General features: G+C 56.9%; 22 protein-coding genes. 6 read left to right on the top strand and 16 right to left on the bottom strand.

Features of this window, described 5'->3' with window-relative positions; genetic code table 11:
- Positions 1 to 16: 16 nt before the first annotated feature.
- The 7 genes from holA to Q1M54_RS01820 all read right to left on the bottom strand — a co-directional run bounded on the left by holA (position 17) and on the right by Q1M54_RS01820 (position 7,002).
- A complete protein-coding gene (gene holA / locus Q1M54_RS01850; protein ID WP_300553090.1) occupies positions 17 to 1,069 on the bottom strand; it encodes a DNA polymerase III subunit delta in 1,053 nt (350 codons plus the stop codon).
- A gap of 7 nt (positions 1,070 to 1,076) precedes the next feature.
- A complete protein-coding gene (gene lptE / locus Q1M54_RS01845) occupies positions 1,077 to 1,625 on the bottom strand; it encodes an LPS assembly lipoprotein LptE (protein ID WP_300553088.1) in 549 nt (182 codons plus the stop codon).
- A gap of 12 nt (positions 1,626 to 1,637) precedes the next feature.
- Complete coding sequence (gene leuS / locus Q1M54_RS01840; RefSeq protein WP_300553086.1) at positions 1,638 to 4,427, bottom strand: leucine--tRNA ligase; 2,790 nt, start codon at positions 4,425 to 4,427, stop codon at positions 1,638 to 1,640.
- Positions 4,428 to 4,493: 66 nt separating this feature from the next.
- Positions 4,494 to 4,913: a biopolymer transporter ExbD gene (locus tag Q1M54_RS01835; protein ID WP_300553083.1), complete on the bottom strand. Its 420-nt coding sequence runs from the start codon at positions 4,911 to 4,913 to the stop codon at positions 4,494 to 4,496.
- 6 nt (positions 4,914 to 4,919) lie between these two features.
- Positions 4,920 to 5,564 carry a MotA/TolQ/ExbB proton channel family protein gene (locus Q1M54_RS01830; RefSeq protein WP_300553080.1) on the bottom strand — a complete coding sequence of 215 codons (645 nt, stop codon included), beginning with the start codon at positions 5,562 to 5,564 and terminating at the stop codon, positions 4,920 to 4,922.
- A 21-nt stretch (positions 5,565 to 5,585) separates the two neighbouring features.
- Positions 5,586 to 6,401 carry a 4-hydroxy-tetrahydrodipicolinate reductase gene (gene dapB / locus Q1M54_RS01825; RefSeq protein WP_300553077.1) on the bottom strand — a complete coding sequence of 272 codons (816 nt, stop codon included), beginning with the start codon at positions 6,399 to 6,401 and terminating at the stop codon, positions 5,586 to 5,588.
- 58 nt (positions 6,402 to 6,459) lie between these two features.
- Positions 6,460 to 7,002: an outer membrane protein assembly factor BamE gene (locus tag Q1M54_RS01820; RefSeq protein ID WP_300553075.1), complete on the bottom strand. Its 543-nt coding sequence runs from the start codon at positions 7,000 to 7,002 to the stop codon at positions 6,460 to 6,462.
- An 87-nt stretch (positions 7,003 to 7,089) separates the two neighbouring features.
- On the opposite strand from Q1M54_RS01820, the gene fur reads away from it, so the two are divergent.
- Positions 7,090 to 7,521: a ferric iron uptake transcriptional regulator gene (fur, locus tag Q1M54_RS01815; protein ID WP_026039483.1), complete on the top strand. Its 432-nt coding sequence runs from the start codon at positions 7,090 to 7,092 to the stop codon at positions 7,519 to 7,521.
- Positions 7,522 to 7,534: 13 nt separating this feature from the next.
- On the opposite strand, the gene hprK is transcribed toward fur, so the two are convergent.
- The 4 genes from hprK to Q1M54_RS01795 form a co-directional block, all read right to left on the bottom strand.
- Positions 7,535 to 8,476 (bottom strand): HPr(Ser) kinase/phosphatase, encoded by a 942-nt coding sequence (gene hprK / locus Q1M54_RS01810; protein ID WP_300553072.1) that lies wholly within the window; start codon positions 8,474 to 8,476, stop codon positions 7,535 to 7,537.
- Positions 8,477 to 8,499: 23 nt separating this feature from the next.
- Complete coding sequence (locus tag Q1M54_RS01805; RefSeq protein WP_300553070.1) at positions 8,500 to 8,967, bottom strand: PTS sugar transporter subunit IIA; 468 nt, start codon at positions 8,965 to 8,967, stop codon at positions 8,500 to 8,502.
- 147 nt (positions 8,968 to 9,114) lie between these two features.
- Positions 9,115 to 9,444, bottom strand: coding sequence for a ribosome-associated translation inhibitor RaiA (raiA, locus tag Q1M54_RS01800; protein WP_300553067.1), 330 nt, complete (start codon positions 9,442 to 9,444; stop codon positions 9,115 to 9,117).
- Between the two features lie 254 nt (positions 9,445 to 9,698).
- Positions 9,699 to 10,910, bottom strand: coding sequence for an MFS transporter (locus Q1M54_RS01795; RefSeq protein WP_300553064.1), 1,212 nt, complete (start codon positions 10,908 to 10,910; stop codon positions 9,699 to 9,701).
- Between the two features lie 60 nt (positions 10,911 to 10,970).
- Here Q1M54_RS01795 and Q1M54_RS01790 point away from each other — a divergent pair, with 60 nt between their 5' ends.
- Both Q1M54_RS01790 and corA read left to right on the top strand, forming a co-directional pair.
- On the top strand, positions 10,971 to 12,185 hold the full coding sequence (locus tag Q1M54_RS01790; protein WP_300553062.1) for a patatin-like phospholipase family protein: 1,215 nt from the start codon (positions 10,971 to 10,973) through the stop codon (positions 12,183 to 12,185).
- A gap of 156 nt (positions 12,186 to 12,341) precedes the next feature.
- Positions 12,342 to 13,328: a magnesium/cobalt transporter CorA gene (gene corA / locus Q1M54_RS01785; protein ID WP_300553059.1), complete on the top strand. Its 987-nt coding sequence runs from the start codon at positions 12,342 to 12,344 to the stop codon at positions 13,326 to 13,328.
- Here corA and Q1M54_RS01780 read toward each other — a convergent pair.
- From Q1M54_RS01780 to Q1M54_RS01765, 4 genes are all read right to left on the bottom strand, one after another.
- Positions 13,321 to 14,079: a 5'-methylthioadenosine/adenosylhomocysteine nucleosidase gene (locus tag Q1M54_RS01780; RefSeq protein WP_300553056.1), complete on the bottom strand. Its 759-nt coding sequence runs from the start codon at positions 14,077 to 14,079 to the stop codon at positions 13,321 to 13,323. The two genes, corA and Q1M54_RS01780, sit on opposite strands and share 8 nt — an antisense overlap.
- Before the next feature lie 50 nt (positions 14,080 to 14,129).
- Positions 14,130 to 15,809 (bottom strand): long-chain-fatty-acid--CoA ligase, encoded by a 1,680-nt coding sequence (locus tag Q1M54_RS01775; protein ID WP_300553053.1) that lies wholly within the window; start codon positions 15,807 to 15,809, stop codon positions 14,130 to 14,132.
- 140 nt (positions 15,810 to 15,949) lie between these two features.
- Complete coding sequence (pntB, locus tag Q1M54_RS01770; protein WP_300553050.1) at positions 15,950 to 17,368, bottom strand: Re/Si-specific NAD(P)(+) transhydrogenase subunit beta; 1,419 nt, start codon at positions 17,366 to 17,368, stop codon at positions 15,950 to 15,952.
- Between the two features lie 54 nt (positions 17,369 to 17,422).
- A complete protein-coding gene (locus Q1M54_RS01765; RefSeq protein ID WP_300553047.1) occupies positions 17,423 to 19,024 on the bottom strand; it encodes a Re/Si-specific NAD(P)(+) transhydrogenase subunit alpha in 1,602 nt (533 codons plus the stop codon).
- Between the two features lie 225 nt (positions 19,025 to 19,249).
- On the opposite strand from Q1M54_RS01765, the gene Q1M54_RS01760 reads away from it, so the two are divergent.
- Together Q1M54_RS01760 and Q1M54_RS01755 are read left to right on the top strand one after the other, a co-directional pair.
- The gene (locus Q1M54_RS01760; RefSeq protein WP_300553043.1) at positions 19,250 to 19,744 is read left to right on the top strand and encodes an NUDIX hydrolase; all 495 of its coding nucleotides are present in this window, start codon (positions 19,250 to 19,252) and stop codon (positions 19,742 to 19,744) included.
- On the top strand, positions 19,741 to 20,499 hold the full coding sequence (locus Q1M54_RS01755) for a sulfite exporter TauE/SafE family protein (protein WP_300553040.1): 759 nt from the start codon (positions 19,741 to 19,743) through the stop codon (positions 20,497 to 20,499). The genes Q1M54_RS01760 and Q1M54_RS01755 overlap by 4 nt, the downstream gene beginning before the upstream one ends.
- A 46-nt stretch (positions 20,500 to 20,545) precedes the next feature.
- On the opposite strand, the gene Q1M54_RS01750 is transcribed toward Q1M54_RS01755, so the two are convergent.
- Positions 20,546 to 21,376, bottom strand: coding sequence for a lytic transglycosylase domain-containing protein (locus Q1M54_RS01750; protein ID WP_300553037.1), 831 nt, complete (start codon positions 21,374 to 21,376; stop codon positions 20,546 to 20,548).
- Here Q1M54_RS01750 and mnmA point away from each other — a divergent pair.
- Complete coding sequence (gene mnmA / locus Q1M54_RS01745) at positions 21,375 to 22,547, top strand: tRNA 2-thiouridine(34) synthase MnmA (protein ID WP_300553035.1); 1,173 nt, start codon at positions 21,375 to 21,377, stop codon at positions 22,545 to 22,547. The two genes, Q1M54_RS01750 and mnmA, sit on opposite strands and share 2 nt — an antisense overlap.
- Position 22,548: the final 1 nt, after the last annotated feature.

Below are 22,548 nucleotides of genomic sequence, written 5' to 3'. Positions count from 1 at the left end.
CAGATGGGGATGGGTCTCAGCGCACCATGCAAAAACGCGAAAATCTCAGGGCCAATCGTTGCAAAGCTTGCCAAGGATCGGTGGGCCAGTCCGGGACTTTCAGGCCTTTGACAATGCCGTCCACTTGGTGGGCTGACTGCAGCAGGCCGTTCAGGCGGGCTTCTGTCATTCGGGGCAACACGCGCTCAAACAAGCGCTCACGCGGTCCCCAAACGCGCTGCTCACGCAGCGCCATGGGCAGGGGCTTGCCTGCGGCCATGGCAGCTTTTACGCGTTTCAGGGCACGGATATCTTCGGCGATGGTGTAGTGCACCAGCACAGCCGCCTCGCCCTCGGCTTGCAGACCGTCCAGCATGCGTTGGACGCGGGCGACTTGCCCAGACAGCACCGATTCAGACAGCTTGAAAACATCATAGCGAGCCACATTGACCACTGCAGCTTCCACTTGGGCTTGGCTGATGTCCCCCTGCGGATAAAGCAGCCCCAATTTTTGAATTTCCTGAAATGCGGCCAACAAATTACCTTCTACCCGGTCTGCAAAAAATTGCAGGGTGCGCTGTCCCTCATCGCCAGCAGCCACATTTTGACCCTGCATTTGCAAGCGCTGAGCAATCCATTGGGGCAAGGCGTTGCGTTCAATCGGGTCGATCTGAACCGAAACGCCAAAATTTTCGAGTGCGCCAAACCAAGCCCCTTTACGGGTGGCAGCATCCAGACGGGGCAGACTGACCAGGGTCAGCGTGCTGTCATTGCCTTGGGTGGAAGCAGCCAATTGCTGCAGGGCGGCACTGCCCTCCTTGCCGGGCTTGCCCGAGGGGATGCGCACTTCCACGATTTGTTTGTCGGCAAACAAGCTGAGCGAACCGCCCGCGGCCAAGACCTCGCTCCAATCAAAATGCGCGCCTGACACGGTGTGTACGCTGCGCTCGGTATAACCTTGAAGCCGAGCTGCCGCACGGATGGCGTCAGCGGCTTCTTGTTGCATCAGCGGCTCATCGCCATGCAGCACATACAGGTTGCGCAAGCCTTTTTGCAAATGAGACGACAGCTGAGATGAGGCCAATTGCATGAGCGGATCAGGGCTTGGGCGCAGGCACAAGCGGCGCCTTGGATGGCGGCTTGACCATCGCCAAACGCCGCATGATCTGCTGCACGATGTCGGTTTGCATGTCGCGGTAAAGCATGCCTTGCTCGATTTCCTTGGACAAAGCGGCGGTCTCAGTGAAACTCAAATCGCGCTGCTGGGCCAACTCCACCGCATCGATCCAAATCACGCCGTCGGGCGTTCGCAAGCGAAACCTGACCCGCAAACGCAGTTGCAATTCGCGCACTTGGCCCAAAGCATTGATGCCCACCACCACCTGCTGTCGCTCTTCACTCAAAATGTCCAAAATGGCATCGGCTTTGAGCATTTGCGCTGGTTCACTCCACACGTCAATGCGGCCGGTGCCCAATAAATTCCGACGCAATTCCACACCCAAAGGCGAGTTGATCGCGAAATTGGCGTACAGCGTTTTGAAGGGGTAGTCCCCCACGCTGCGCAACTGAAAACCACACGCCGACAGCCCTGCGGTCAAAGGCATGGCCCATAAACCTTGCAAAAAGTAGCGGCGCGGGATGCTCATGGGCCAGCCGATTCAGACCACGATGTTGACCAAGCGCCCAGGCACCACGATCACCTTTTTAGGGGCAGCGCCTGCAGCTTGCTTGACAAAGGCCTCCGCCGCCAAAGCAGCGGCTTCGATCTGGGCCTTGTCGGCGCTGGCGGCCACCCAAATGGCGCCACGCAGCTTGCCGTTGATTTGCAGCATCATCTCGATCTGGTCTCGCTCCAAGGCCGATTCATCCAAGGCCGGCCAAGGGGCATCGAGCAACTCACCCACTGCTTGGGCATACCCCAATTGCTGCCAAATTTCATCGGTGATGTGTGGGCAAGCGGGGTAGAGCATGCGCATCAGAATGGACACGCCTTCGCACAGGGCAGCAGTGTCACCTGAGCTGGCATCGGGCTTGAAGTCTTCCAGTGCATTGAGCAGCTTCATGCAACCGGACACCACCGTGTTGTATTGCATGCGCTCGTAGTCGTAGCCCACTTGCTTGAGCACCAAATGCATTTCGCGGCGCAAGGCTTTGGCCGAATCGCCCAAAGCGGCTTGACTCAAGTCTTGGCCCGTGGCCGTGCGCAGCAAAGCGTGGTGCTTGAAGGCGAAGTTCCAGACCCGGCGCAAAAAGCGGTAACTGCCCTCCACGGCCGAGTCGTTCCACTCCAGCGTCACCTCGGGTGGCGCGGTGAACATGGTGTACAGACGCGCGGTATCGGCGCCGTATTTTTCAATCAGGTCTTGAGGGTCCACACCATTGTTTTTCGACTTGGACATGGTGCCCACGCCTTCGTAGTCAATGGCGGTGCCCACGGGCAAGCGACCGTCGCCACTGTCGGCTTCGTTCTTGAGCTTGGCACCCACCACTTTGCCCGTCTCGTCGAGCACATGTTCGACATCGTGCGGCCAAAAATAGTCCTTGCCCCCCTTGGCGGTGCGGCGTGAGTAAATGTGGTTGAGCACCATGCCCTGCGTGAGCAGTTTGCTGAAGGGTTCATCCACTTTAACCAGGCCCAGATCGCGCATGACCTTGGTCCAGAAGCGCGCGTAAAGCAAATGCAAGATCGCGTGCTCGATGCCGCCGATGTACTGGTCCATGCCGCTGCCGCCCGCTGCCAGTTGTTGGTCACGCATCCAATAATCTGCACCCTCGCCCACCATGCCGTCGGCTTTGGTCGGGTCGCAATAGCGCATGAAATACCATGACGAATCCACGAAGGTGTCCATGGTGTCTGTCTCGCGGCGGGCAGGCTTGCCGCACACCGGACAGGTCACACCCGCGTGGAAACCTTCGTGCTTGAGGAGCGGGTTGCCCGAACCGTCAGGGATGCAGTCTTGCGGCAGCACCACAGGCAGGTCTTTTTCGGGTACAGGCACCGCACCATGCTCTTCGCAGTGGATGATCGGGATCGGTGTTCCCCAGTAGCGCTGGCGGCTGATACCCCAGTCGCGCAAACGCCAAGTGGTTTTCTTTTCGCCGAGGCCTTTGGCGGCCAGCAACTCGGCCACTTTGTTGGCGGCGGCCTTGAAGCTCAGGCCATCGAGATCTCCCGAATTGATGCACACGCCATCTTTGGTCGCGTACCACTCGGCCCAAGTGGAATCATCAAAAGCGGTCTTGGTGTTGCCTGCGTTGGGCAACGATGTTGAGCTTGCGTCTGAGGCGCCCGACGCAGGCGACGACAAGGCCGCCCCACGCTGTGCCACCACTTGCTGGATCGGCAAGGCGTACTTCAAAGCAAACGCAAAGTCGCGCTCATCGTGCGCGGGCACGCCCATCACAGCGCCATCGCCGTAAGACATCAGCACGTAGTTGCCCACCCACACCTCGACCTGTGCACCCGTCAAAGGATGCATGACAAACAGACCGGTAGCCATGCCTTTTTTCTCTTGGGTGGCCATTTCGGCCTCGGTCGTCCCGCCGCTCTTGCACTCTTCCAAAAATGCCGCCAGAGCGGGATTCGATACTGCAGCATGCAAAGCCAAAGCATGCTCAGCCGCCACAGCGCAAAAGGTCACGCCCATGATGGTGTCAGCGCGGGTGGTGAAGACGTACATCTTGCCGTCACCAATCAGCTGACCGTCAGCGCCCTTGATGTCGTGGGGGAAGGCAAAGCGCACTCCTTCGCTCTTGCCAATCCAGTTTTCCTGCATCAGCCGCACTTTGTCAGGCCAGCCGTTGAGTGTGGCCTTGTCGTTGCCGATCTGCACATGGTCCAAAAGCTCTTGCGCATACTGGGTGATGTTCAGGTAGTAGCCCGGAATTTCACGCTTTTCGACCGGAGCGCCCGTGCGCCAGCCTTTGCCGTCAATCACCTGCTCATTGGCCAACACCGTCTGGTCCACCGGATCCCAGTTCACGACTTGGGTCTTGCGGTAAGCAATGCCTTTTTCCAGCATCTTTAAAAACAGCCACTGGTTCCACTTGTAGTAGGTTGGGTCGCAGGTGGCAACTTCGCGCGACCAGTCGATGGCCAGGCCCATGGCCTGCATCTGTTTTTTCATGTACGCGATGTTCTCGTACGTCCATTTGGCCGGGGGCACGCCGTTTTTCAAGGCGGCATTCTCGGCCGGCAGGCCAAACGCGTCCCAGCCCATGGGCATGAGGACGTTGTGGCCCTTCATGCGCAGACTGCGCGTGAGCATGTCGTTGATGGTGTAGTTGCGCACATGGCCCATGTGCAGCTTACCGCTGGGGTAAGGCAGCATGGAACAGGCGTAAAACTTCTTTTTGCTGGCGTCTTCGGTGACACGGTAGGCATCGCGGGCCGTCCATCGCGACTGCGCTGCGGGTTCGACTTCAAGGTGGTTGTACTTGTCTTGCATAGGGCTAAATTGTAGGGCTTGGGACTCGGCGATCTGGGCGCTCGGGACGCACCAAGCCCAGGTCTATCAAGGATTCGCCAACTGGGCGACAAAGCCAATTCTTGTCAGGCCCGCTTTTTGAGCCAAACCCATGGCTTCGACCACCCGACCATAGGGCACCGTGGCATCGGCTCTGAGCTCCAACTCGGTTTGCGGATCGCGAAGGGCCACACGGGAAAGATGCGCTTTCAAGGCGTTCTCCGATATGACTTGATCGTTCAAGTACAAAACCCCTTGGGCATCCACCACCAAGACCACTGAAGAAGCCAATGCACCTGTATCTGCGCCTTGACTTTGGGGCAAATCCAGCCGAATGGCGCTGGTCATCAAAGGGGCTGTGACCATGAAAATCACCAACAAGACCAACATCACGTCCACCAATGGGGTCACATTGATGTCACCCATAGGCGCATCGGAGCGACGGCTGGACAATCGACCAAAGGGCATGTTGCATCAGTCCGCAGGTTTGGACAAAAGCGCTCGCACATCGTGCGCAAAGCCCTCAAGCTCCGCCTCGATTTGGCCAATGCGCCGCCCCAACAGGTTGTAGCCCAAGACTGCCGGAATCGCCACCGCCAAACCAGCAGCGGTCATGACCAAGGCCTCGCCCACGGGCCCGGCAATCTCTTCGATGCGAATGGCCCCGCCCTCTGCCAGCCCCGCTAAAGCGTTGAAAATACCCCAGACCGTTCCCAACAAGCCGATGAAGGGTGAAATCGTTCCCGCAGTGGCCAACCATGTTTGCCCCCACTGCATTCGGCGAATCCCCGATTGCATCGCATCGCGCAGCACCCGCGTCAGTTGGTGGTGTCGGTCGCCAGATGACGCCAAAGTGCCGCCCAAGGGCAACAAAGTCGCATCCAACATGGGCAAAACGCAGGCATCACGGTCAAATTGGGCCACCCGCTGGCGTGCATCTTCAAAGCCTGGTGCCTGCCAAAAAGCGGCCACACTGCGGGGCACGTCTTGACTCACACGCGATAACAAACGCCATTTCCAAGCCATCACCACCCATGAGCCCACAGACAGGGCCAAGAGCAACACCGCCAAAAACTGACTCACGGCGTCGCTGTGCAGCCAAAAGTCGTGCAAGTTCATGGTGTTGTGGGTGAAAGCGCCTCAGCGCAGACTCAACACATCAAACATGTCAAACAAGCCATGCTCTCTCGTTGACAAAAAGCGTGCCGCTCGAAGGCTGCCTTGAGCGTAAGTTGAGCGACTGGATGACTTGTGCGTTATCTCAATGCGCTCGCCTATGCCGGCAAAGAGCACCGTGTGGTCGCCCACAATGTCACCGCCCCGAATGGTGGAAAACCCAATGGTGGATGGGTCGCGTTCGCCGGTATGGCCATAACGTTCGTAAACGGCGCATTCGTTCAAATCACGCCCAATCGCTTCGGCAATCACTTCACCCATCTTGAGTGCTGTACCCGACGGTGCATCGACTTTGTGCCGATGATGGGCTTCGATGATTTCAATGTCGTAGCCGGTAGGCATGGCCTGCGCGGCCATTTGCAAAAGCTTGAGAGTGACGTTGACGCCTACGCTCATGTTCGGCGCCATGACGATGGCAATGTCACGGGCAATCTGGGCGATTTCGGCTTTTTGGGCATCCGTGAAACCCGTGGTCCCTATGACCGCTTTGACCCCCAATTCGCGGCAGACTTTCAAATGGGCCAGTGTGCCTTCTGGACGGGTGAAATCGATCAAACATGCCGATCCTTGCAAGCCTGCGTGCAGGTCAGCTGTGACCAGCGCTCCTGTGATCCGGCCCAAGGCTGCTCCGGCATCTTGGCCCAAAGCAAGGCTGGCGGCGATGTCAAGGGCACCTGACAGACGGCAGTCGTCAGTGGCCAAAATGGCTTCAATGAGCATGTGACCCATGCGGCCAGAGGCACCCGCGACGGTGATGGGCAGTTGTTTCAAAGTGGTCATTTGGATTTGAATGAAATGGGGGCTCAACCGCCGAGCTGGACACAAGCGACCGACGCGCTCAGCGCGAAACGGGCTCCAAGGGTGGATAAGTTCGGGGGGCTGCGGGTGCCGGCGGGTTGACGGGCCTGGAAGCCGGCGTGGTGGAGAACTTCTTGAGGTCTTCTTCACTGGCTTGCAAGACAGGCAATTTGCCTGGAGCTCGAGGCTTGATCAGGCGTCCGGCAAACTCGGATTCGCTGGGCAAATCGTCACCTTCAATGCGGTCCAACAGATCGTCCTTGAAATGAACCGTGAGCCTGAAATTTTGAGGTGCAACGCCTTGCCGTTGGATGCTGAATGCGTAATCCCACCGGTCTCCATGGAACAAACTGGCGACCAAGGGTGTGCCCAACACTTCGCGCACCTGCACCCGCGCCATGCCAAGGCGCAAGACTTGTCTTTGCTCCTTGGAAATGAAGTTGCCTTGCACCACCTCGGGCACATAGGGCCTGAATGTGTCTCGATTCACACCGGCTAAGCCGCTGCAACCCGCCAATCCAAAAAGCAGGAGTGCCACAGCCAGATAACGGCAGGACGAGCGAAATGTCGGGGATGCGGTCATGGTTGGATGGGTGCCGATATGATCATGTCCATTGTAGCGGCAGCTTTGCAAACAAACCGCTACCCAACGACAGGACTACCCCATCCCATGCGTCAGATTGATGAACTGAAAAACAACGGGCTCAAGGCCACTTTACCGCGACTGAAAATTTTGGAAGTTTTCCAAAGCGGCTCCATGCGTCACATGACAGCAGAAGATGTTTTTCGTCACCTGCTTCTGGAAAACGCAGACATTGGATTGGCCACTGTTTACCGGGTTTTGACCCAATTTGAACAAGCAGGCATCTTGAGTCGCAACCACTTTGAAAGCGGCAAATCGGTTTACGAGTTGAACGAGGGGCAGCACCATGATCACATGGTCTGTCTCGATTGCGGCCGGGTTGAAGAATTCTACGATGCAGAGATCGAATCACGCCAACATGCTGTCGCCAAAGCGAAAGGGTTTGAGATTGCCGACCATGCTCTGAGCTTGTACGCCCACTGCACTCAAAATCCGTGTCCCCACCGGAACGCACGCTGAACAACTGAGTGGGTTACTCCATGGCACGGCGCTGCCGCTCGATGAATTCCTGGTAAGTGTCAATGCCGCGCATCTGCAAAATCGTATTGCGCACAGCCGCCTCCACCAAAACCGCGATGTTGCGGCCCGCCATCACTTGAATCACCACTTTTTGCACAGGAATCCCCAGCACATCCTGGCGCAAAGGCTCTGAAGGCAATCGTTCGTAATCGCGCTCCAAAGTTTCGCGCCGCACCAAATGAACGATCAACTTTAAGCGCATCTTGCGGCGAACCGCGGTTTCACCAAAAATGGCCCGAATGTCGAGCAAGCCAATGCCGCGCACTTCCAACAGGTTTTGCAACAGATCAGGGCAACGCGCCTCAATGGTGGTCTGGTTGATGCGGTACAGATCGACGGCATCGTCGGCCACCAAGCCGTTACCGCGGGAAATCAGCTCCAAACCCAACTCACTTTTGCCCAAGCCAGACTCGCCGGTGATCAGCACACCCATGCCCAAGATGTCCATGAACACACCGTGCATCGTGGTGCGGTCGGCAAAATGTTTGGACAAATAAGCCCGCAGCACATCGATCACAAACGCCGACGACTGCTCGGTCAAAAACATAGGGATCTGAGCCCGTTCACACATGGCCAAAAGTGCATCTGGGGCAGTCTGACCATCGGCCAACACCAAAACAGGAGGCTCCAGGGTCACGATGCGGGCCGTACGACGGGCACAGTCTTCATCCGAACCGCTGGTCAGGTAAGCCACTTCGCGTGGGCCCAAAATTTGTACGCGATAAGGATGGATGTAATTGAGGTACCCCACCAAGTCGGCACCTGAGCGGGCTTCGCGCACAGCGACTTCGTCAAAGCGTCGTTCGGAGGCGCCAAGTCCCGCCAACCACTGCCATTTGAGTTGCTGCCGATGGTCTTCAAACAAAACATCGGCGCTGATGACGGAAGGCTTCATCGCAGAGTTTCAGCGCAGAGCAGTCAGGCCGTTTGGGCCGACTGCCATTGGGCAATCAATTGGTGCAAACCGATTTGGGCCGTACTGGACTTGATGCTTTCACGCAGCACGGTATCGCTCAGCAACTCAGCGATTTCAGAAAGGATTTCAAGGTGCTTTTGCGTAGCAGCCTCGGGCACCAGCAAAAAAATCAGCAAATTAACAGGCTGCTCATCGGGGGCATCAAAACCGATCGGCTCGGCCAACTGGAATACGGCGGCCATAGGCGCCTTAAGGCCCTTGATGCGGCCATGCGGGATGGCCACGCCATGACCCAAACCTGTCGACCCCAACCTCTCACGTGCAAACAAGCTGTCCGTGACCAAAGCACGAGACAAACCGTGGAGATTCTCAAAGAGAAGTCCGGCTTCTTCGAATGCGCGTTTCTTGCTGGTGGCTTCCACTCCTACAAGAACTTGTGCAACAGGCAGTATGGATGAGAGTCGGTTCATGGTCGAGGCCGGATTATGCACCCGAACGGCCCCAAGCTCTGGCCGGCCAAGGAACCGAAGCCATTTTTACGAGTTTGTTGCCATTTAGAGACGACATGCGCCATGAAAAAGGCCGCTCTGCAGCGGCCTTGGGCTCAAGAGGATGGGTCACATCATGCGTTTGGGCGCTGCGTGATGGTGATCGGTGATCCGGTCTTTGTGTTTGACCACCTGACGATCGAGTTTGTCCACCAGCTCATCCACTGCGGCATAAAGATCTTCATGTGCGCTCTCGGCAAACAAGTCATTGCCTTTGACATGTATGTTGCACTCGGCCCTTTGACGCTTTTCTTTCTCTTTCTGCTTTTCGACAGTCAGCAGCACTTTCACATCCACCACTTGGTCAAAATGTCGGGTGATGCGATCGAGTTTCCCCGTGACGTACTGGCGCAAGGCAGGGGTCACTTCCAAATGGTGTCCGCTGATGATTAAATTCATGAGTGTCGCCTCCATAGATGCAGGGTAGAAAAAGCCCCACCGAGGCGGGGCTCAGAAACCACTTTTCAGGTGGTTCAACCCCACTATGCGCCCCACATCACCGAAAAGCAATACATCCCCAACTAAACCTAAAAAGTCAGCCCTCAATGGCCACAAGGCCTCGTTTCGGTGCTATTGTCCGACTTGAAACAATTCGTGGTGGTGTTTTTTCTGCCACCCAAACGAGTTTCAGTCCCCATAAGGGCCTCAGCAATTCAAGCTGGCGCGCCATGCAAGTGCAAACGCCCTGCCAACCAAGCGCTGAGGCAGCTTGCCACCACCCCTAACAATCCTGCAACCCAGTAAAGTGTGAGGTGTCCCTGTGCATCGCGCCCAATAATGAGCCCTCCCACCAAAGCAGCAGACCCCATGGCAGCGGATTGGACCGCCGAATTGAGCGTCATGAAGGTACCGCGCAAACGAGGCTCTACGGAAGATGAAATCATGGCCATTCCGGGAATCATCCGACCACTCATCATGGTGAACAGCCAAGTCGAAATCAGCAACAACCCCCACAATGGCAAGCCCTCCGACAGCGTGGTCGCCATCAAGGGGAAAGCCACCGCCACCGCTAAGCGCTGAAACACCTTGACTTTGCCGACCCGATCGGTCAATCGACCAAAGTAGCGCGCCGTCAACAAGGTCGTTAGACCGCCACACAAATAGATCCAAGGCACCTCATCGTTTTTCATGCCAGCATTGGACTGAAGGTAAATCGTGATGTAGGGAATGACTGTGAAGCCCGCAAACATCATCAAACCCGTGACGCCAAAAGCCTTGAGATGGTTTGGCTCGGCCAACACCTGACCGATCCCGCGCCACACGTTCACCCGCTCAGGGTGGTGCAAGTGCGCATCCAAGCGGGGCAAGGTCTGCCAAGCGCCCAGTGCCAGCAGCCCCACCAAGAAGGCAATCCCAAAAAATGGAGCATGCCAATTGAAATGCGCTGCCAAAAACAGGCCCAAGGGCACTCCCGCCACCGTAGACACCGAGAAAGATGTCATGACCACACTCATGGCCCTGCCACGACGCTCAAACGGAATGACGTCGCCCACGATGGTCTGAGCCAAGGCCGATAAAACGCCCCCAAACAAACCTGCGGCAATGCGCGCCACCATCAACCAAAAGTAATCAGGCGCAAGACCACAGGCCAAGGTGGCCAAACCAAACAAGGTGTACATGGTCAGCAGCAACTGCTTGCGGCTAAAACGGTCAATATAGGTGGCAGCCATGAGCCCAGACAAACCGGCTGACAGGGTGTAAGCCGAAACCAACAAACCGAACTGGGCGTTGCTGATCCCAAACAGGGCTGTGAACTGCGGCCCCAGCGGCATCATGATCATGAAATCCAGGATGTGCGTGAATTGGATGCCCGCCAATGTCAACAGCAGCCAGCGCTCACGCCGTGGGGTCAAGTGGGGGATCATGAAACAATGCCTTCGCGTTGGTTGAGAATCTAACACCCACGGACTGCCCCCTTGAACACCATGCACATTGACACTCTGAACGCAACCAGTCCCCCGCTTGCGGCAGCACCCCGGTTGAATGGTCTGGTTTTGATGGGCGGCGGCGCTCGCACGGCCTACCAAGCCGGCGCTTTACAGGCGATAGGTCGACTGCTGGGCGCATCCAAAGATGCCCCTTGTTTTCCTTTTCAAGTGCTCACGGGCACTTCTGCTGGCGCTCTGAATGCGACTTTTTTGGCCAGCCGGGCCATGGAAGGGCTGGGCGCGCTGGACGATTTGGCCCATTTTTGGCAGGGCATACGCACCGATGCGGTTTATCACCTGCCTCAGACACCCCTGGCGCGCTTTAGCCGATGGGCCACAGCCTTGGGTTTGGTTTTATCGGCTCGCCAACAAGCTGCAGCCATGGACAGCTTGGCCTTGGTCAACACTTTGCACAAAGCGATCGAACTGAGCCGCATCGACACGGCGCTGCAAAAAGGGGTGTTGCACGCCTTGGCTGTGACCGCCTCCAGTTACTCCAGCGGTGAGCACTGGACTTTTTGTCAAACCGAGGACGGTTTGCCGATTCCTTGGAGCCGTCCTGGCCGTCGTGCCGAACAACAACCCATCACGATCGAGCATCTGATGGCGTCAAGCGCCATTCCCTTCATCTTTCCGGCCACACCGCTTTGGGTAGACGGTGGCATGGAGTTTTTTGGAGATGGGTCGATGCGGCAAATATCCCCCTTGTCAGCTGCCGTGCAGCTGGGCGCTGATCGGATTTTGGCCATCGGCGTGAGCCAACCCCAGCGTGCCGGTTTGGGCACGCCCTGTCGCAACAACGGACGGCCCTCTTTGGGCACGATCGCAGGACATGCGATGGCCAGCGTCTTCCATGACACCTTGGAAGCCGACGTGGAGCAAATCAGCCGCATCAACCAATCCTTGCGCAAACTGCCTGACTCGGTACTTGCCGAATTGCCTTTTCGGTCGGTTGAGGTGCTCACACTTCAACCCAGCGCCTCGCTGGATGAGTTGGCTCAGGCTCATGTTCACACACTGCCAAAGCCCATCTTGCGGGTACTCGAGGGCTTGGGTGCATTACAAGGCAGCGGGGCGGCATTGGCCAGTTACTTGCTGTTTGAGCCAGGGTTTATCAGGGCCTTGATGGCCTTGGGGCAAGCGGACGTGACCACCAGGTCCGCGGAAATCCTTGATTTCTTGACCGCCGAATCGACTTATCAAGTGCGATAATTCAATCCATTCATTCTGGAGACACATTGCTGTGGAAACTACCCCGAGTTGGTAGCTTTCGAACGCGCTGAGCACCATGCCCATCGTTCGAAAGCTGCCAAGAACCCTTCGCCGCCCCTTTGAACTTTTGGCATCTGGCCATTTTTTGGATTCGCCATGCTCAACATCTTCACCCTTGTCAACGGCCGCCTCTTTCAGGAAGAGATCGAGTCGCTGGAAGAACTCTCCCGCTTTCAACCCATCTGGGTCGACCTGGAGTCGCCCACGCTGGAAGAAAAGCGCTGGATCAAGCAGTACTTTGGCCTGTCCATCCCGGAAGATGCGATGGACGAGGACATCGAAGAATCCGCCCGTTTTTATGAAGAAGACAACGGCGAATTACACATCCGCTCCGACTTCTTGGTCGCCAATGAAGAGCAACCCAGCACGGTGCGATGCGCCTTTATCTTGAATCAACACAACGCCGAACTGAAAAGTCAAGGTGTGCTGTTTTCCATCCACGATGAAGACGTCCCGGTATTTCGCCTGCTGCGCATGCGCGCGCGCCGAGCCCCTGGCTTGATCGAAGACGCCAAGGATGTGCTGCTCAAACTGTTTGACGCTGACGCCGAATATTCGGCCGATACATTGGAAGGCATTTACGACCAACTGGAAAGCGCTGGCAAAAAAGTGCTTTCAGGCGATGTGACCGATGCCATGGCAGGTGAAGTATTGGGTGCGATCGCCCGCCAAGAAGACTTGAACGGTCGCATTCGCCGCAACGCCATGGACACCCGACGCGCTGTCAGTTTCATGATGCGTTCCAAAATGTTGAATGCCGAGCAGTTCGAAGAAGCGCGTCAAATTTTGCGCGACATCGATTCCCTTGATTCGCATACTGAATTTTTGTTTGACAAGATCAACTTTTTGATGGATGCCACCGTGGGTTTCATCAACATCAACCAAAACAAAATCATCAAGATCTTCTCTGTGGCCAGCGTGGCTTTACTGCCACCTACTTTGATTGCCAGCTTGTACGGCATGAATTTTCAGTACATGCCGGAGCTGTCTCAGAAATGGGGCTACCCATTCGCCCTTTGCTTGATGGTCGCCAGTGCGGTGGTGCCCATGTGGTACTTCCGCCGCCGCGGCTGGCTCAAGTGATGCTGGGGCCTTCTTTTGGCAGTTCTTTCAGCCAATGGGACAAAATTGCCAAACTGTAACGGCTGGCGACACCGCTGACAAAGCTTTGAAAATCCATGTGGGCAGCGTCGTCGGCGCGATCAGACACCGTGCGCACCGCCGCAAAAGCAGCTTTGTAATCCCAGCAAACTTGGGCAACTGCGGCGCCCTCCATCTCCACGGCCATAGCGGATGGAAATGCCTTGGACAAAATCCGGCTTTCAGCAGAGGTCGATACAAAGCGGTCCCCACTGATCAGCAAGCCTTGGTGCACGCGGGGCGACGACACCTTGAATTGACCCATCGCCTCATGCCCCAAATGCTCAGAGGCTGAAGCCAGAACTTGGGCGCTGGCGCGTGCCAATTGAGCAGACAAACTGGGGGCTGCATCGAAACAGGCACGCCCATAAAAAGGCACTTCGTATTTTGGACACAAGGGGGATGCATCCATGTCATGCTGAATAAAGCCTTGGGCCACCACCACATCACCTACGCGAACTTCTGGGGCCAAGCCGCCTGCAACCCCTGTAAAGACCACACTCCCTGCCTGAAAGCGGTCGAGCAAAATGCTGGCTGTTGTTGAGGCTGCCACTTTGCCAATGCGCGACAACACCGCCACCACCGAATGGCCTTGCCAATGGCCGACCCAGAAATCCCTGCCTGCGACCGTGACACGCTGCTGGTCTGCCATTTCAGCCAGAACAGCAGACAGCTCCTCGTGCATGGCACTCATGATGCCGATCATGGCCACCCCTCAGGCCCCATTCGACAGGTTCCAGGGCATCAAGCTGGACTGCGCAGCTCACGCCGCAAAATCTTCCCCACCGGTGTTTTGGGCAACTCGGTACGGAACTCGATCACCCTGGGTTGTTTGTAGGCGGTCATGTGCTCACGACAGTGGGCCATGATCTTGGCTTCTGTCAAAGTCGGGTCTTTTTTGACCACCACCAACTTGACAGTTTCGCCCGTTTTTTCATCGGGCACACCAATCGCCGCACACTCGAGCACCCCGGGACAAGTTGAAGCCACCTCTTCCACCTCATTGGGATAGACATTGAAGCCACTGACCAAGATCATGTCCTTTTTGCGGTCAATGATCTTGAAGAAACCCCGCGCGTCCAAAGTTCCCACATCACCCGATTTGAAGAACCCATCGGCCGTCATGACTTTGGCCGTTTCATCGGGGCGCTGCCAGTAACCGGCCATGACCTGCGGCCCCTTGATGGCGATTTCCCCAGGCTGTCCGGGCTCCGTCACCTCGTGACCATCGTCATCGAGCAATTTCATCCAGGTGCTGGGCAAAGGCACACCAATGGTCCCCGTGAATTCGGTGCTGGTGGTCGGGTTGCAGCTGGCGGAAGGGCTGGTTTCGGACAAACCATAGCCTTCGCAAATTGGACACCCGGTTTTCTCCAGCCAAAGCTGGGCCACATTGGGCGTCACAGCCGTGCCACCGCCCAAGGACACCTTGAGGTTAGACCAGTTCACCGTGCCGAAATCGGGATGGTTGGCCAAGCCGTTGAACAAGGTATTGACGGCCGGGAAGCTGTGAAACGTGTGCTTGGACAACTCTTTGAGAACAGCAGGCAAATCACGAGGATTGGGAATCAAGATGGTTTTTCCGCCCATGCGCAATCCCAGCATCATGTTCACCGTGAAGGCGAAGATGTGGTACAGCGGCAAAGCGCACACCGAGGTAGGTTGCTCGCCAGCCGGAATGCGCTTCATGACCGGTTCATTCCAAGCCTCAGACTGCAACACATTGGCGATCACGTTGCGGTGCAAAAGTACGGCGCCCTTGGACACCCCGGTGGTGCCACCGGTGTACTGCAACACAGCGATGTCGTCGGCCGTTAAATTGGGCTTTCGAAAAGCCAGCTGCCGACCTTTGCTCAGCGCATCATTGAACCTGACCGCTTGAGGCAGGTGAAAAACAGGCACCATTTTTTTAACGTTGCGCACCACGTAGTTGACCAAACTGCCTTTGAGCACACCCAAACGGTCGCCCATAGCAGCCACGACAACATGCTGTACAGGTGTTTGAGGGATACATTTTTCAAGCGTCGCAGCAAAGTTCTCGATGATCACGATCGCTTTGGCACCCGAGTCCTTGAGTTGATGCTCCAGCTCGCGGGCGGTATACAAAGGGTTGACGTTGACCACCACAAAACCGGCACGCAAGATGGCCGCCACAGCCACCGGATACTGCGGTACGTTGGGCATCATGATGGCCACGCGATCGCCTTGGCTCAATCCCAAGGACTGCAAATACGCAGCCATTGCCAAGCTTTCCTCGTTGGTTTGGGCAAAGCTGATGTCCTTGCCCATGAAGCTGTAGGCACAACGGTCAGCGTATTTGGCAAAACTGTCTTCGAGCAAACCGACCAAGGAGCTGTAGGGGTCAGAAGCTATTTCAGCGGGAATGCCAGCAGGGTAACTTTTCAACCAAACGGGGTTCAACATGTCGTGGTCTCCTGAAATTCAGTCTAACTGATATCTGACAGCGACCTGACTGAAAAACATCGGGGTTTACGCCCAAAAAAATGAAAGGGAGATGAACAATGTTCACCCCCCTTCTTGGGTTGCGACGACAAAGAGGCTTTTTATGACTTCAAGGCCACCAACACCTCATCCAGCATTTTTTTGGCATCGCCAAACAACATGCGGTTGTTCTCTTTATAAAACAGTGGATTGTCCACACCGGCATAACCGCTGGCCATAGAGCGCTTCATCACGATGCTGGTGCGGGCCTTCCAAACTTCGAGCACCGGCATGCCAGCAATCGGGCTGGTGGGGTCATCTTGCGCAGCCGGGTTCACGATGTCGTTGGCACCAATCACAATAGCCACATCGGTGTCCGGGAAGTCATCGTTGAGCTCATCCATCTCAAACACGATGTCGTAGGGCACTTTGGCTTCGGCCAACAGCACGTTCATGTGGCCGGGCATGCGACCGGCCACCGGGTGGATGCCAAAGCGCACGTTCACGCCTTTGTCGCGCAGTGTCTTGGTGATTTCAAACACCGTGTGCTGGGCCTGCGCCACCGCCATGCCGTAACCAGGAACAATGATCACATTCTTGGCATCGCGCAACATCTCAGCAGTTTCAGCGGCCAAGATCGGGCTCACCTCGCCCACAGGCTCAGACGCTTCACCAGCGGCCTTGGGTGCTGCAGCCGTGGTACCGAAGCCACCAGCGATCACGCTGATGAAACTGCGGTTCATCGCGTTGCACATGATGTAGGACAAAATCGCGCCACTTGAGCCGACCAACGCGCCGATCACGATCAACAAATCGTTGCTCAGCATGAATCCGGTAGCCGCTGCGGCCCAACCCGAATAGCTGTTGAGCATGGACACGACCACAGGCATGTCCGCACCACCAATGGCCATGACCATGTGGATACCAAACAGCAAAGCGATGGCCGTCATGATGAACAAAGGCACCATGCCTTCTTCCAGCGTTTCGGCCAACATGAACTCACGGCCAAAATAAATGACCGCGATCAAGCCCGCCAAGTTGAGCCAGTGGCGCGCAGGCAGCAACAAGGGACTGCCGCCAATGCGACCAGACAACTTGCCAAATGCCGCCACAGAACCCGAGAAGGTCACAGCACCAATGAAGATACCGATGTAGATTTCACCGGCGTGGATGGCATGCGCCGCGCCTTCCAAATTCTTGGAAGCTTCTGGGTCCACATAAGTAGCGTAACCCACCAACGCCGCGGCCATGCCGACCATGCTGTGCATGAGCGCCACGAGTTCGGGCATTTGCGTCATCTGCACTTTGCGCGCAGCGTACAAGCCAATGATGGCGCCCACCAGCACCGAGCCCACGATCATGGGAATGCCTTCGGCTGTGACTTGCGGGCCAAAGATGGTGGCCAGCACGGCCAAGCTCATGCCGATCATGCCGTAAAGGTTGCCGCGCCGTGCGGTTTCCTGGTTGGACAAACCACCCAGGCTGAGGATGAAGAGAATGGTCGCGCCAATGTAGGCGACCGTGGCCAGACTTGAGTTCATAAGTGTCTCTTTAATCAGTTGGGGACAGAGCTAAAGATCTGTCCCCAAAGTTTTTTACTTTCGAAACATCGCCAGCATGCGCTGGGTGACGGCAAAGCCGCCAAACATGTTGATGGCTGTCAGCACCAGCGCCAAAGCCGCCAAGATGGCGATCAGCGTGTTGGGCCGCCCAGCCGCAGCCAAAGGCGAGATCTGCACCAGCGCACCGATGGCGATGATGGAGCTGATCGCGTTGGTCACACTCATGAGTGGGGTGTGCAGTGCAGGCTTGACGTTCCAAACCACCATGTAGCCCACAAAGCAGGCCAACACAAACACCGTGAAGTGCGACAGGAAGGCCGCTGGCGCATACGCGCCCACCAGTACCAGCAGCACAGCAGCGACCGCAGAAACGATGAGCAGTTGGCCCACAGGCATCGGGCCCGAGGGCTCGCCGTGGCCATGGCCTTTTTTGGCGCTGGGTGCTGCAGCTGGCTTGGGGGCGGGCTTGGGTGCCGCCACCAGGGGCGGCGCGGGCCAAGTGATTGCACCATCTTTGACCACGGTAAGACCACGAATCGCGTCGTCTTCCATGTTGACATTGATCACGCCGTCTTTGGTCTTGCACAGCTCTTCGGTCAAACGGAACAGATTGGTGCCATACAACGTGGACGACTGGCGCGCCATGCGCGAGGCCAAGTCGGTGTAGCCCACGATGGTCACGCCGTGCTTGACCACCGCTTTGCCGGGCTCAGTCAGTTCGCAGTTACCGCCTTGTTCTGCGGCCATGTCCACAATCACGCTGCCGGGCTTCATGCTTTGCACCATCTCGGCGGTGATCAGCTTGGGCGCGGGTTTGCCAGGGATCAACGCAGTGGTGATGATGATGTCGCACTCTTTAGCTTGTTTGGCGTACATCTCGCGCTGCGCGGCCTGGAAGCCTTCGCTCATGACCTTGGCGTAACCGCCGCCGCCCGAGCCTTCTTCTTCATAATCGACTTTGACGAACTCACCGCCAAGCGACACGACTTGGTCGGCCACTTCGGCGCGGGTGTCGTTGGCGCGCACGATGGCACCCAAGCTGGCGGCCGCGCCAATGGCGGCCAGACCTGCTACACCGGCACCGGCAATGAACACCTTAGCGGGGGGTACTTTGCCCGCGGCCGTGATCTGGCCGTTGAAAAAACGACCAAACGCATTGGCCGCCTCGACCACCGCGCGGTAGCCGCTCACACCCGCCATCGAGGTCAGCGCGTCCATTTTCTGGGCGCGGCTCAAGGTGCGGGGCAGAGCATCAATGGACAGCGCTGTGACCTTTTTGGCCACGAGCTGCTGCATCAAATCAGGGTTTTGTGCGGGCCACAAGAAACCGATCAAGGTCTGGCCTTCGTGCATCAGCGCCACTTCGTCCGGCGTAGGCGCACGGACTTTGAAAACGATATCGCAGCCACTCCACAGCGCCGCAGCATTCGGGGCAATGGTGGCACCAGCTTCGATGTAAGCAGCATCCGACAGGTCAGCGAGATCGCCCGCACCCTGCTCCACCACCACGGCAAAGCCCAATTTGACCAACTTGGTCACCGCATCGGGAACTGTGGCCACCCGTTTTTCACCAGGAAAAACCTCTTTGGGCACGCCAATACGCTGGGGCGTGGCGGCTGAATCGCCTGTTTGCATGTCTGTCTCCTCACTTTGTCCAGAAAACCAAAGGAAAACAGCTTAACCGAAGTCAATGTGTCCCCCCTTTCACCAAGATCTTCCAAGTGGCATGGCCATGGGCCCCGAGCCCTGAACAAATCAAAACATCAGTGCACACCAATATTGTGCATTGCCGGGCCTCCACCGGACCCAGTGATCGCTCCAGGTCAGCCTAAGGGTTTCGGGGGACCGATAATCCCACCCATGGACACACGCTGGAAACCCAATGTCACCGTCGCCGCCATCATTGAAAAAGAAGGCCGCTACTTGCTGATCGAAGAACACACCCAAGAAGGCCTTCGGTTGAACAACCCGGCGGGCCACCTCGACCCCGGCGAGTCACCTGCTGAAGGCTGTGCTCGCGAGGCCTTGGAGGAAACTGCAAGAGATTTCTGGCCTACAGAGTTAGTAGGTATTTACTTATCTCGCTTTCAGAGACCACAAACAGGCGAAGACATCACCTACGTGCGCATGGCCTTTTGCGGTGACATTGGCGAGGTGAGGCCTGACCTGAGTTTGGACGAAGGCATTGTCCGAACCATTTGGATGACGCCACAGGAAGTGCGCGACAGCGCCGATCGTCATCGCAGCCCCTTGGTTCTGCGCTGTATAGAAGACCACCTGGCTGGGCAACGATTTCCTCTGGGCGTGATCCATACCGATTCAGCAGTGGCCAACTTGCCTCCTTTGGCATCATGAGCGCTCCCTGGTCCAGTGAAGCCCTTTGGCTGCTCACGGGTGGCGCAGCTTTTGCAGCAGGTGTGCTCAATGCCATCGCTGGGGGCGGTAGTTTTCTCACTTTTCCAGCCTTGGTGTTTGCTGGAGTCCCCCCTCTTGCCGCAAACGCCACCAGTGCCATGGCCGTGAGCCCGGGCTACTTGGGCAGCACATGGGGATTTCGCTCAGAGCTCAAGGCATTGCCCAAAAGTTTGCTGAAAAGGGAAGTCATCATTGCCGCATTGGGCGGTCTGATCGGTGCCGGCTTGTTGCTGGTGACGCCTGCCAAAGTCTTTTCAGGTTTGGTGCCGTGGCTTTTGCTGTTGGCCACTGCGCTGTTTGCAGCAGGCCCTTGGCTGGCCAAGCGCAATTTCGGACAAGCTCAACTTTCTTGGCGCCAGCCCGGTCTCATGCTTGTCGCCATTTACGGGGGCTATTTCAACGGAGGACTGGGCATTTTGCTGATGGCGCTTTACACCCTGACCGGTGAATCCAGGCTGAATACCGTCAATGCGCTCAAGAACCTCAACTCATTTGTTTTGTCGTTGCTCTCGGTGCTGGCCTTTGCGCTGGCGGGCGCCATTGTTTGGCCACAAGCGGTCTGGATGATGGCCTTGGCGACCGCTGGGGGTTGGATCGGTGCACGTTTGGCCAAACGCTTGCCTGTTCATGGGGTGCGCTGGTTTGTCATCGCCACTGGCTTGGTGATGAGTGCCGTTTTCTTCAGCCGCTTGTGACGCTGTCCGTGCATCAAACCCAACAACCGACAATTAACCCTCAAGATCAATCCGTTGGGAGTTTTTGACCTGCGGCAACGGCATCCAAGCGTGATTTTTCAGCCAAGACCTTGGCCACATACCCGTTGTCCTCGGTCATGGCGTAGCCCCCCAAGTAAAACAGCAGACCTTCCTCGAGTGATCCGCCACGCAGTTTGATCGCATCGGCCAGAACCGCAACACCCACTCGCAAGTTGGTCACCGGATCAAAAGCCGCCAAAGGCCCGCCATAAGCCTCGTAGCGTTGGGCATGAATACCCGTCATGACTTGCATCAATCCTTGCGCACCGGCCTGACTTTGAACGTAGGGATGAAAACTCGATTCTGAGGCCATCACGGCCAAAATCAGGTGAGCGGGCAATTTGGACGATTTGGCCAGCACATGGGCCTCGGCCACCAAGGCCGCCAAAGGCTCAGGCGCCACCTTGTACTTGCGTGCCAACCAAATGGCCACCGAAGCCTGAGGAGGCGGCAAATCCTGCAGATGCACAGCCGTGGCTCGCTCGGCTGTGTTCTGGGGCCAAAAAACAGTCAACACATCACGCTCTCGCAACCAGGTGGCCAAGCGTTGCTCCACCGGCTGCAACCACAGCGGCTGCAACCATATCAACAACAACAAGGCGGCCACCAGCGCACCCACCAAGGCCAAGCCACGGTGGGTGAACGCTACAAGGCGTGCCAACGCGTTGCGACAACGCGCCCGACTGTCGGGGTCTTGCGACCAAGGATTGAACATGGCTTCCAAGCGATAAGGCTGGACATTATCCCGCCGATCCGCCAAACCAGTGCCTTTGTGCACAAGCTCATGCCCCAACGGCGCAAAGGATAATGGCAGCATGTCCAAATTGAAACGTGTGGTCGTCGGCCTGTCCGGCGGCGTTGATTCGGCCGTGACGGCACACCTGCTCAAGCAGCAAGGCCATGAAGTCATTGGCATCTTCATGAAAAACTGGGAAGACGACGATGACAGCGAGTACTGCTCATCCAACGTCGACTTTGTCGATGCTGCCGCCGTGGCCGATGTGCTGGGCATCGACATCGAACATGTCAACTTTGCGGCCGATTACAAAGACCGGGTTTTTTCAGAGTTTGTGCGCGAATACCAAGCTGGTCGGACACCCAACCCGGACATCCTGTGCAACGCCGAGATCAAATTCAAGTCTTTTTTAGACCACGCCATGCGCGTGGGGGCTGAAAAAATCGCCACTGGCCACTACGCCCGTGTGCGACAAAACACGGCCAGCGGCCTGTTTGAACTGCTCAAGGGCTTGGACCCGAGCAAAGACCAAAGCTACTTCTTACACCGCCTGAACCAAGCGCAATTGAGTAAGACGCTTTTCCCGGTGGGCGAATTGCACAAAACCGAGGTGCGCCGCATCGCCCAAGAGATCGGCCTGCCCAATGCCAAAAAGAAAGACTCCACCGGCATCTGCTTCATTGGTGAGCGGCCTTTTCGCGAGTTTTTGAACCGCTACATCAGCAAAGAACCCGGCCCCATTAAAGACCCGTCAGGTCGCACGATCGGCAAGCATGTGGGCCTGAGCTTTTACACCTTGGGCCAACGCCAAGGCTTAGGAATAGGCGGCATCAAGGCCAAAGGCGCTGAAATGAAAGCCCTGCAGGCGCAAGGTTTGCGAGGCGCGGGCGAACACACACCCTGGTTTGTGGCCCGCAAGGACATCCCCAACAACACCTTGTGGGTGGTGCAAGGCCATGACCACCCTTGGTTGCTGTCGCCTCAACTGCAAGCCACAGACGTGAGCTGGTGCGCGGGCTTGGCACCCAAGCCCGGTGCCTATGCCGCCAAAACCCGCTACCGACAAACCGATGCACCGTGCACCCTGCAATCACTCACCATGCCAGATGGGGGTGCTGGCTTTGATTTGTCATTCAACGAAGACCAATGGGCCGTCACGCCCGGCCAAAGCGCTGTGCTGTACGACGGCGAAGTGTGTTTGGGCGGCGGCGTGATCCATTCGGCCAGCGCCTGCCCGTCCACAACAGATTGAT

It is taken from the genome of Limnohabitans sp. Rim8 (genome assembly GCF_943326455.1).
Lineage (GTDB): Bacteria > Pseudomonadota > Gammaproteobacteria > Burkholderiales > Burkholderiaceae_C > Limnohabitans_A.
This window is presented reverse-complemented; position numbering and strand designations above follow the sequence as displayed.

Bases quoted from the DNA above. Each gene is read 5' to 3' on its own strand.
- hprK (WP_300553072.1), bottom strand. From the start codon at position 8,476: ATGAAGCCTTCCGTCATCAGCGCCGATGTTTTGTTTGAAGACCATCGG.
- Q1M54_RS01795 (WP_300553064.1), bottom strand. From the start codon at position 10,910: ATGATCCCCCACTTGACCCCACGGCGTGAGCGCTGGCTGCTGTTGACA.
- Q1M54_RS01750 (WP_300553037.1), bottom strand. From the start codon at position 21,376: ATGCTGCCATTATCCTTTGCGCCGTTGGGGCATGAGCTTGTGCACAAA.
- dapB (WP_300553077.1), bottom strand. From the start codon at position 6,401: ATGACCACTTTGAAACAACTGCCCATCACCGTCGCGGGTGCCTCTGGC.
- leuS (WP_300553086.1), bottom strand. From the start codon at position 4,427: ATGCAAGACAAGTACAACCACCTTGAAGTCGAACCCGCAGCGCAGTCG.
- Q1M54_RS01805 (WP_300553070.1), bottom strand. From the start codon at position 8,967: ATGAACCGACTCTCATCCATACTGCCTGTTGCACAAGTTCTTGTAGGA.
- lptE (WP_300553088.1), bottom strand. From the start codon at position 1,625: ATGAGCATCCCGCGCCGCTACTTTTTGCAAGGTTTATGGGCCATGCCT.
- corA (WP_300553059.1), top strand. From the start codon at position 12,342: ATGCTCAACATCTTCACCCTTGTCAACGGCCGCCTCTTTCAGGAAGAG.
- Q1M54_RS01790 (WP_300553062.1), top strand. From the start codon at position 10,971: ATGCACATTGACACTCTGAACGCAACCAGTCCCCCGCTTGCGGCAGCA.
- holA (WP_300553090.1), bottom strand. From the start codon at position 1,069: ATGCAATTGGCCTCATCTCAGCTGTCGTCTCATTTGCAAAAAGGCTTG.
- Q1M54_RS01760 (WP_300553043.1), top strand. From the start codon at position 19,250: ATGGACACACGCTGGAAACCCAATGTCACCGTCGCCGCCATCATTGAA.
- Q1M54_RS01835 (WP_300553083.1), bottom strand. From the start codon at position 4,913: ATGCCCTTTGGTCGATTGTCCAGCCGTCGCTCCGATGCGCCTATGGGT.
- Q1M54_RS01755 (WP_300553040.1), top strand. From the start codon at position 19,741: ATGAGCGCTCCCTGGTCCAGTGAAGCCCTTTGGCTGCTCACGGGTGGC.
- mnmA (WP_300553035.1), top strand. From the start codon at position 21,375: ATGTCCAAATTGAAACGTGTGGTCGTCGGCCTGTCCGGCGGCGTTGAT.
- Q1M54_RS01830 (WP_300553080.1), bottom strand. From the start codon at position 5,564: ATGAACTTGCACGACTTTTGGCTGCACAGCGACGCCGTGAGTCAGTTT.
- Q1M54_RS01775 (WP_300553053.1), bottom strand. From the start codon at position 15,809: ATGTTGAACCCCGTTTGGTTGAAAAGTTACCCTGCTGGCATTCCCGCT.
- raiA (WP_300553067.1), bottom strand. From the start codon at position 9,444: ATGAATTTAATCATCAGCGGACACCATTTGGAAGTGACCCCTGCCTTG.
- Q1M54_RS01820 (WP_300553075.1), bottom strand. From the start codon at position 7,002: ATGACCGCATCCCCGACATTTCGCTCGTCCTGCCGTTATCTGGCTGTG.
- Q1M54_RS01765 (WP_300553047.1), bottom strand. From the start codon at position 19,024: ATGCAAACAGGCGATTCAGCCGCCACGCCCCAGCGTATTGGCGTGCCC.
- Q1M54_RS01780 (WP_300553056.1), bottom strand. From the start codon at position 14,079: ATGAGTGCCATGCACGAGGAGCTGTCTGCTGTTCTGGCTGAAATGGCA.
- pntB (WP_300553050.1), bottom strand. From the start codon at position 17,368: ATGAACTCAAGTCTGGCCACGGTCGCCTACATTGGCGCGACCATTCTC.
- fur (WP_026039483.1), top strand. From the start codon at position 7,090: ATGCGTCAGATTGATGAACTGAAAAACAACGGGCTCAAGGCCACTTTA.